Origin of the sequence: Brachybacterium paraconglomeratum (assembly GCF_003994255.1) — a bacterium.
Taxonomy (GTDB): Bacteria; Actinomycetota; Actinomycetes; order Actinomycetales; family Dermabacteraceae; genus Brachybacterium; species Brachybacterium conglomeratum.
Genome location: NZ_ML133872.1, coordinates 1 through 8,649 on the forward strand (window position 1 = coordinate 1; position 8,649 = coordinate 8,649).

Below are 8,649 nucleotides of genomic sequence, written 5' to 3' on the forward strand. Positions count from 1 at the left end.
ACCTCGCGGCCTATGCCGGCATCGCGCCGGTCACGCGAAGATCCGGAACCTCGATCCGCGGGGAGTTTCCCGCTCGATCAGGCAACAAACGACTGAAGAACGCACTGTTCTACTCCGCCTGGGTCGCCTCGAACCACGACCCGATCTCCAAGGCTTACTACGATCGGAAACGAGCCCAGGGCAAGCGCCACAACGCCGCCGTGATCTGCCTGGCACGCCGCCGCTGCAACGTCATCTTCGCCATGCTCCGCGACGGCACCTACTACCAGCCACCCACCAACGCCCCGACACCCGAGCCAGCCGCCCTCGCGGCTTGACTCGGAACATAGGGACACCCCCCATCGAGTACGAGACCATCATGAACCCGACCGTCAGCCTGGCGACCTAACCCCAGCTGACATCAGTCCCGTCCCAACGGGTCTACTCTCACTGGCACGAGCGAACGTGACGGCCGCCGCGACGAGAGCGGGGCTGCGCCCGACTATGCGCAGTCCCACGACGTCGCCTCGGCGCCGGGCGCCTCCGATCGCCTTTCGAAGAGCGCCACATGGTCGCCGCCTCCACTTCATGCCGTGGTTCTCCCACTTCGGCCCGGGGATGCCGAAAGGCCATGCCGACAGCAGGGGTCTCGTCGGCTTGGCAGATCGCGTGCGTACCGACTACGAGCGCGGCGAAACGATATCCGAGCCGTGTAGCGTGCACAGAATCACGCCGTCGCCGGTGAGTCCGAGAAGCCTCTCGGCCGCGGAGAGCAGATCGATCAGCGCCTCCGAGTGCGCGAGGGAATAGACCGAGGCGCGCCCCTCGGGGCGGACGGTGACCATACCGGTGTCGCGTAGACATATCAGATGCTTCGAGACCGTGCTCTGCGACAGACCCAAGTGCTGGGTGAGGTCAACCACGCGGTGCTCACCGAGCTGCAAATGATGGAGGATGATCAGCCGGTTCGGGTCGCTGAAGCTATGGAAAAGGCTCGCCGCCGGCATCATCGCATCCGCCGTGACGGCTCCGGGGTCGATGCCGTGCATCCGCACCTGGTCCTCCAGGGATGTCATCGCCATTCGGCAATAATAGTCACGACTGTTCACCAAGTCGAGCACGTTGCGCATGGTTGGGTTGTCTATGTAACATCGCTGTATGACGATGACATCGAGCAGCATGACAATCATTCTCGCCTTCACTCCGGGAGTGGGTGCCAGATGAGTACTGGACACAGTCACGGGCCCGCAGTCGAAGAGGTGGGAGGACACCCCGGCGACTTCCGTGCGCGACTGTGGATCGCCTTCGGCATCACCGCGACTATCGTCGTGGCCCAGGCTGCGGGTTCGATCCTCACCGGGAGCCTCGCACTGCTGACGGACACCGCGCATGCGATCACTGACGCCTCGGGCCTGCTCGTCGCGCTCATCGCCGCCACGTTGATGCTCAAGCCCACCACCTCACGGCGCACGTGGGGCTTCCGCCGGATCGAGGTCATCGCCGCACTGGGGCAGGCGACCCTGCTGCTCGTGGTCGGCACCTACGCCGCGATCGAAGGCATCCGCCGCTTGTTCCAGCCGCCGGAGGTGCCCGCCACCGAGCTGCTGATCTTCGGCATCGTCGGCCTGCTCGCGAACATCGTCGCCATCGCCGTCCTGTCCTCCAGTAGGGGCGCGAACTTCAACATGCGCGCGGCGTTCCTCGAAGTCCTCAACGACGCTTTGGGGTCTCTCGGTGTGATCGTCGCGGCGATCGTGATCGCCACCACAGGCTTTCAGCAGGCCGACGCCATCGCAGGATTGTTCATCGCCGCCCTCATCGTCCCGCGTGCCTTCACTCTCATGCGCGAGACCACGGCTGTGCTCATGGAGTTCACCCCGAAAGGGCTCGACCTTGACCAGGTCCGCCAGCACATCCTGGAGCTGGAGCACGTCACCGACGTCCACGACGTGCACGCCTCCACGGTCGCCACGGGGCTACCCACGATCACCGCGCACATCGTCGTGGAGGACGAATGCTTCACCGACGGCCATGCCGCCGACGTGCTCCACGACATCAAGGAATGCGTCGCCAGCCACTTCGACATCGCCGTGCACCACTCGACCTTCCAAGTCGAGACCGCTCACATCAGTGATCACGAGCAGGCCGCGGTGAGACATCCGTAGCTGAAGCGCCCTGGGTTTCGTTCCGTGGTTAGACGGTCGCGGGCGCGGTCGCCGCGGGGTGAGTGTAGGTCGCTTCGACCTCGGCCGGGGTGCGGTAGCCGAGAACTTCGTGGATCCGGCGTGTGCTCCACCAGTGGGCCCAGGCCATCGTCGCGATCTCCACGTCCGAGACTGAGCCCCAGACGCGCCTTGAGTAGATGAGCTCGGTCTTGTAGAGACCATCCACCGCGTCAGCCAGCGCATTATCGTAGCTACCTCTCGCGGTTCCGACTGACGCCTTCACGCCAGCAGTCGTGAGAGCGTCGGAGTAGGCGAGAGAAAAATATTGAACGCCACGGTCCGAGTGATGAATGAGTCCATCCCGTGCCCGATGAGCACCGGTGGAGATCAGCGCTTGCTCCAACGCGAGGAGCGGAAGTGATTCCGTATGCAGGCTGGATGCTACCGCCCAGCCCACGATTCTGCGCGTGCACACGTCGGTGATGAACGCGGTGTAACAGAATCCCGTCGGAAGGTGAACATAGGTGATGTCCGCGACCCACAACTGGTGCGGGCTCTCGGCCGCGAACTTCCGCTCCACGAGGTCCGGGTGATGGCCCGGCTCCCCCGATGGGCAGGTCGTGTCTGGCTTTCTGCCTCGCGGAACACCGTGCAGTCGGGCGAGGCGCATCAGTCGGGCGACCTGGTCTTGGCCCACGTCCCAGCCGGCCCGGCGCTTGGCATGCCACATCTTCCTCACCCCGTAGACACCGTATTTCTCCTGATGGATCTTCGTGAACTCGGTGAGCAAGGTGGCGTCTCTGAGATCGCGGGCTGAGGTGGGACGCGTTTTCGTTACGCGGCAGCCGCGGGACGTGATGAACCCACATTCTGTCGCACCAAGGATGTGACAGATGGCCTCGACCCCGAACTTCTCACGATGTATGTCGATGAACGCGGTCATTTCGTTGTGGGGCGGTCGAGTTCCGCTGCGAAGAACGCTGAGGCGGCTTTCAGGATCTCGTTAGCGCGTCTCGCCTCGGCGAGTTTCCGCCGGAGGCGGTGGTTCTCCTCCTCGAGCGGCTCTCCGGAGCCGGTCGGTTCCGTGGGGGCTGTAATGGTTGCACCAGATCCGCAGGGTTTCGGTGCCGACGCCGAGCTGTGGTGCGACGGCGCGGATCGATGCTGCGCGGGGACCACCCTCTCGAGCTTGGCGGTCGTAGACCATGCGCACAGCGCGGTCACGCAGCTCTGGGCTGAACTTCTTGGGCATGCTCCGTGAATCGGCCCAGGTTCTCTGCCGCTACTTTGCGGGTTCGGGCTCTCGGGTGAGGGCCTCGTAGTGGAGCGTCTCGGACTCTACCGGGGTGAGCATCCCGAGGGAGCCGTGGAGGCGCCGGTTGTTGTACCAGTCGACCCAGCCGGCGGTCGCGTACTCGACGTCCGCGAGGGTCCGGAACGGGTCTGAGTGGAAGACGGTGGTGCGGATGCACTCGGTCTTGTAGAGCCCGTTGATCGTCTCCATCAGGGCGTTGTCATACGCGTCGCCGACGGTCCCGATCGACGGGGCGATGCTCTCGAGGGCGAGGTGCTCGGTCAGTCGAATGGCGGTGTATTGCGACCCAGCGTCGCTGTGATGGATCAAGTTCCCTGGTGAGACTGGGTTTCCTTCCCTCTCGCGTTGCCAGAGCGCGATGCGCAGCGGCGTCATGACGAGGTCGACCTTCCTGCTCGTCGAGGCGTGCCAGAGAAACTGTCAAGACCTGTGGATCGGTGTTCCGCTACCCGACCGAGGGGTTGCTGGCCGGCGCTGTGAGCGCCGGTCACTCGGACCGGAATTGTTCCCCAGTCATCGCCTTCGTCTGCTCGTACTTCTTGCGGATGTCGGCTTGGGTGTCTCCTTCGACCCACGGGCGCTCTAGCACGACAAGGGCGGCCCAGTAGACCACGGTGGTGACAGCCATCGTGATCAGAGCCCCGGAGGACGCTGGCCCGAAGAGCAGTCCGATGAGGAAGCTGATCGGCAACGGAAGTACGGCGACAATCGCCGTCATCGGGACGCTTCCGGGGTCCGGGTGCCGGTGACGGAGAACGAAGATTCGCTCCACGCCGGTCGTGGCAAGCTCGACGGCGACCATCACGACCACAGCCGTGATGATCGCCGTTCCAGCAGGAAAGCTTGCAGTCCACCCAGTCAGACCCAGCCCCCATAGCAGCAGTGCAATTGCGACAACCTTGACCGCCCCAGTCGCAAGATGCCCCGTGAGGGCGAAGGAGAACGCCGGGGGAATGAAGTCGCTGACATCGCTGTTATCTGCCATCAAAGTGGATTCCTTCGGGTCAACGAACGGGTCAGAGAGAGCAGGCGGAGACGACGCCGCCCACTCCGAGAATGCCTTGGAGCACTGTGACCGCTTCTTCGCCGATCTCTGCGGCGGCAGCTCCGGAACGGATCGCCGTCCAGATCCCTCGGACTCCACCCCAGATCGCGCGGGCCCGTCGAATCCAGCCGACGACCTTTGCCACCGGGATCCCGTACTCGATAATCAAAGGAACGATGGCTGCGGCGCAGGCGGCCACGTTGAATGCTGGGGCGACCTCGCCCGGGGGAACCGACTGTGTGCTGGGCAGGTGAGCCCTGAGCTCAGCTTCGTAATTGGGGTAGGTGTTCGGGTCGGCCTCCTGCAGCTCCGGGGGAAGCTGTGCCAGAGCCGCTTCGAACGCCTCGAGGTCGGCATCGGTCATCGCCGGTGCGGACGTCGAAGTGGACTCGTTTGGCTTCGGCGCTTCGGCCAGGGCAGTGGCCCCAAGGGGAGCCATCGCGGCGGCGGCCCCGACGAACGTTGCGGTGAAGAACTTTCGGCGATCCATGATTCCTCCGGTTGACGGTTGCTTGCGCGATGCGGGCGAGCCCCATTCCGCGAGCTCGCGCGCACCTACTTGGATAACGAACAACGTGATCTATGTCAAAGCGTGGCGGTTGAGACGCTGACTACCGGGCGGTAGGTAAGACAACGGGTGACGTCGCACCTCGAGCCTGCATGTCCAGCCCTATAGCTCGGTGCATCAAGCCGCCTGTTGGCGGTCTCCTGGCCGATGATCGGTCTGGTCGTCGGGGCGTTCGACGAGGCGGCCTTTCTCGAAGGTAGCGCCGGCTCGGACGAGGGCGACCAGGTGGGGAGCGTTCACGGCCCGCCAGCGGGTCTGAGCGGACTCGATCAGCTTGAATGCCATCGCGACGCCGGCGGCGCGGGAGCCGGGACCCTTGGTCACGCGCTGGCGCAGCCGCACGGTGGCGAACGTGGACTCGATCGGGTTGGTCGTCCTGAGGTGGATCCAGTGCTCGGCGGGGTAGTCGTAGAACTCCAGCAGCACGGCGAGGTCGTCGGTGATCTTCGCGACGGCCTTGGGCCACTTGGCCCCGTACTCGTCGGCGAAGTTCTTCGCGGCCGTCTCGGCATGGGCACGGTCCTCGGCCTGCCAGATCTCGGCCAGGGCCTTCTTCGCCCCGGGCTGGGCGGACTTGGGCAGCGCGGACAGGACGTTTCCGATCTTGTGGAACCAGCACCGCTGCTCGCGAGTGGTGGGGAAGACGTCGCGGACCGCAGACCAGAACCCCAGCGCGCCGTCGCCGATCGCGAGCACCGGGGCGGCCATCCCGCGGCGCTTGCAGTCACGCAGCAGATCGGCCCACGACTCCGCAGACTCGCGGAACCCGTCGGCCAGGGCGATCAGCTCCTTGCGGCCATCGGCACGCACCCCGATCATCACCAGCAGGCAGACCCTGTCCTGAGACAGCCGCACGGTGAGGTGGATCCCATCGACCCAGACATAGACGTAGTCCGTGCCGGCCAAGGACCGGGTGTTGAACGCCGTCGCCTCGTCCTGCCACTGGCCGGTCAGCCGGGTGATCGTCGCGGGCGACAGGCCTGCGCTGGTGCCCAGGAACTGCTCCAGCGCAGGAGCGAAATCGTTGCTGGACAGCCCGTGCAGGTACAACAGCGGCAGCACCTCCGCCACCTGCGGCGACTTGCGGGCCCAGGCGGGCAGAATCGCCGAGGCGAACCGACGTCGCTCCCCGGCCTCGTCGGTGCGCTTGTCGTTGACCCGCGGAGCACGGACCGGCACCGCGCCCGCCGCGGTGGTCACCTCGCGCGGTTCGTGGTGACCGTTGCGGACCACCAGCCGGTGGCCGTCGGCGTCGACCTCATCGGCCGCGGCATCGACGTAGGCGGCGACCTCGGCCTGCAGCGCCGCCGCGAGCATCTGCCGCGCCCCGTCACGGGCAAGCGCGTCGAGCACCGACTCGCCGGACGGGTTCGCCCCGTTCTGATTGGCCTCGTCGGAGTCGGGGACTATCTTGAGCATCGGGCGTACCTTCCCGAACCAGCGAGCCAACGCCGGTCCTTGATCAGAACTGCTTCGTCTAGAAGATCATCCTCGGGAAGGTGCGCCCCTTGCACGCCCCCTCGCCGAGAGTCATCCACAGGTTCTGATCATTCCTCGGCGTGCCAGCCGACGATTCGTTGGGCGAACACGTCCACGACGAACGCGACGTAGACGAACCCCGCCCAGGTGCGGACGTAGGTGAAGTCGGTGACCCACACCCGGTTCGGAGCCGCAGCGGTGAAGTCCCGATTCAGCAGGTCACCAGCCCGCTTCCCGTCCGGATCGGAGATCGTGGTGCGCAGCTTCTTCGACCGCCGCACACCCTCCAGGCCGAGAGTGTGCATCACCCGGTCCACCGCCCCGCGAGACGTCCCAGCGAGGCCGGGGCGACGGCGAAGCAGAGCGACCCATTTCCTCCGCCCATACAGGCCCTCCGGCGTCATCTGCAGCTGCCCGGTGACGAGGTTGACTGTCCAGGCGAGGTCGCGGATCTTGTCCTCCACCAGGGCGTCTGTGACCGTGCGCTCTGCGATGCGGGCCGGACGTTTCCACGCCCGGTAGGTGCGTGCAGCAACTCTAAAGCCCTGCTGGCGCAGGACGCGGAGGATCGACTCGACTGCATACCCGTCGGCTCTCATCTCATCGATGAACGCGCAGATCAGCGGTTGCGGGGGTCGAGCTCCCCCGCGAAGAGAATCGACGCCCGGCGCAGGATCTCGTTGTCCTCCCGCAACCTTTTGACCTCGCTCTTGAGGCGTTTGACCTCGGCAGACTCCTCGCTCGTGACGCCGGGACGGGACCCGTCGTCGACCTCGGCCTGCGCCAGCCAGCGCCGCACGGACCCCCGCGAGACGCCTCCTGGCGCGCCACCGCGGCGGTGGCCGCCGTGAGGGTGGGGTACTCCTGCTGGTGCTCTCGCACGAGCCGCACGCACCTCGCGCGCAGCTGGGATCGATCTTCTTCGGCATGCTGTCCATCCTTCCGGACTCAAACAGCAGCGGCATCAAACCCTGGGCCGATTCACCTTGGCTGAAGCGGAGACGGGGGCTCTTGCTCCGGTGGACTGCTGGCAGCGCGTCAGCCACCGACGTGCGATGGCGTAGTGGCTAGGCGGGTAGTTGGGTCCCGCATAGTGGTGTAGCGCGGTGGCCCGTCGTGATCGTCTCGGACGCAGACGCTGTTGCCGGCGCGGAGTACGACCGGCCCAGCGCCGGTCGTTCTGCGCAGCACAATGGCTTTCGCCACCGCGATCTCGACACTCGCGTCGGCACGAGCGATGTCGCCGTTCCTAAGCTTCGCACTGGCACCTACTTCCCCGAGTGGCTGCTCGAGCGGCGCAAGCGCGCCGAGACCGCGCCAATCACGGTCGTCGCGGACTGCTATCTCGCCGGTGTCTCCACGCGTCGCATGAATAAGCTCGTGAAGACCCTGGGCATCAACAGCCTCTCGTAGTCGCAGGTCAGCAGGATGGCGGAGTCGTTGGCCGAGCACGTCGAGCAGTTCCGCCACCGTCCCCCGGAACGAGGCCGGGCCGTTCACGTTCGTCTCCGCCGACGCGCTGACGATGAAGGTCCGTGAGGGTGGGCGCGTGATCAACGCCGTCGTCCTGCTCGCGACCGGAGTGAACGGGGATGGGCACCGCGAGGTGCTCGGCATGCGGGTCGCAACGTCCGAGATTGGAGCTGCGTGGAACGGCTTCTTCGCCGACCTCGTCGCCCGCGGCCTCGCCGGGGGCCGCCTGGTCACCAGCGACGCGCATGCGGGGCTGGTCGAAGCGATCGCTGCGCATCTTCCCGGGGGGGGTGTCCCTATGTTCCGAGTCAAGCCGCGAGGGCGGCTGGCTCGGGTGTCGGGGCGTTGGTGGGTGGCTGGTAGTAGGTGCCGTCGCGGAGCATGGCGAAGATGACGTTGCAGCGGCGGCGTGCCAGGCAGATCACGGCGGCGTTGTGGCGCTTGCCCTGGGCTCGTTTCCGATCGTAGTAAGCCTTGGAGATCGGGTCGTGGTTCGAGGCGACCCAGGCGGAGTAGACCAGTGCGTTCTTCAGTCGTTTGTTGCCTGATCGAGCGGGAAACTCCCCGCGGATCGAGGTTCCGGATCTTCGCGTGACCGGCGCGATGCCGGCATAGGCCGCGAGGT

General features: G+C 65.8%; 7 protein-coding genes, 4 pseudogenes and 1 other annotated feature. Of the genes and pseudogenes, 3 read left to right on the forward strand and 8 right to left on the reverse strand.

What is annotated here, in order from left to right; all coding sequences use genetic code 11:
• A partial coding sequence (locus DS079_RS16865; RefSeq protein ID WP_164736319.1) for a transposase occupies positions 1 to 317 on the forward strand: 317 nt, incomplete at its 5' end.
• A gap of 342 nt (positions 318 to 659) precedes the next feature.
• On the opposite strand, the gene DS079_RS16870 is transcribed toward DS079_RS16865, so the two are convergent.
• Positions 660 to 1,160 (reverse strand): ArsR/SmtB family transcription factor, encoded by a 501-nt coding sequence (locus DS079_RS16870; protein ID WP_306609787.1) that lies wholly within the window; start codon positions 1,158 to 1,160, stop codon positions 660 to 662.
• Positions 1,161 to 1,199: 39 nt separating this feature from the next.
• Between DS079_RS16870 and DS079_RS16875 the strand changes: the two genes are divergently transcribed.
• Positions 1,200 to 2,144 carry a cation diffusion facilitator family transporter gene (locus tag DS079_RS16875; protein WP_126988912.1) on the forward strand — a complete coding sequence of 315 codons (945 nt, stop codon included), beginning with the start codon at positions 1,200 to 1,202 and terminating at the stop codon, positions 2,142 to 2,144.
• Between the two features lie 28 nt (positions 2,145 to 2,172).
• Here the strand turns inward: DS079_RS16875 and DS079_RS16880 are convergent.
• The 6 genes and pseudogenes from DS079_RS16880 to DS079_RS17550 all read right to left on the reverse strand — a co-directional run.
• Positions 2,173 to 3,396, reverse strand: a pseudogene (locus tag DS079_RS16880) (IS3 family transposase).
• Positions 2,993 to 3,126, reverse strand: a sequence feature (AL1L pseudoknot). (Overlaps the previous pseudogene by 134 nt.)
• Positions 3,397 to 3,426: 30 nt before the next feature.
• Positions 3,427 to 3,870 (reverse strand): annotated as a pseudogene (locus tag DS079_RS16885) (integrase core domain-containing protein); the annotation flags it as partial.
• Between the two features lie 76 nt (positions 3,871 to 3,946).
• Positions 3,947 to 4,444 (reverse strand): hypothetical protein, encoded by a 498-nt coding sequence (locus DS079_RS16890; RefSeq protein ID WP_126988913.1) that lies wholly within the window; start codon positions 4,442 to 4,444, stop codon positions 3,947 to 3,949.
• A 31-nt stretch (positions 4,445 to 4,475) separates the two neighbouring features.
• Positions 4,476 to 4,994, reverse strand: coding sequence for a hypothetical protein (locus DS079_RS16895; protein ID WP_126988914.1), 519 nt, complete (start codon positions 4,992 to 4,994; stop codon positions 4,476 to 4,478).
• A gap of 195 nt (positions 4,995 to 5,189) precedes the next feature.
• Positions 5,190 to 6,491 (reverse strand): IS256 family transposase, encoded by a 1,302-nt coding sequence (locus tag DS079_RS16900; RefSeq protein WP_114359133.1) that lies wholly within the window; start codon positions 6,489 to 6,491, stop codon positions 5,190 to 5,192.
• A 134-nt stretch (positions 6,492 to 6,625) separates the two neighbouring features.
• Positions 6,626 to 7,480, reverse strand: a pseudogene (locus tag DS079_RS17550) (IS3 family transposase); the annotation flags it as partial.
• Between the two features lie 187 nt (positions 7,481 to 7,667).
• Between DS079_RS17550 and DS079_RS16915 the strand changes: the two are divergent.
• Positions 7,668 to 8,310, forward strand: a pseudogene (locus tag DS079_RS16915) (IS256 family transposase); the annotation flags it as partial.
• A 22-nt stretch (positions 8,311 to 8,332) separates the two neighbouring features.
• On the opposite strand, the gene DS079_RS16920 reads toward DS079_RS16915, so the two are convergent.
• Positions 8,333 to 8,649 (reverse strand): transposase (locus DS079_RS16920; RefSeq protein ID WP_164736320.1); only part of this gene is annotated, 317 nt, incomplete at its 5' end.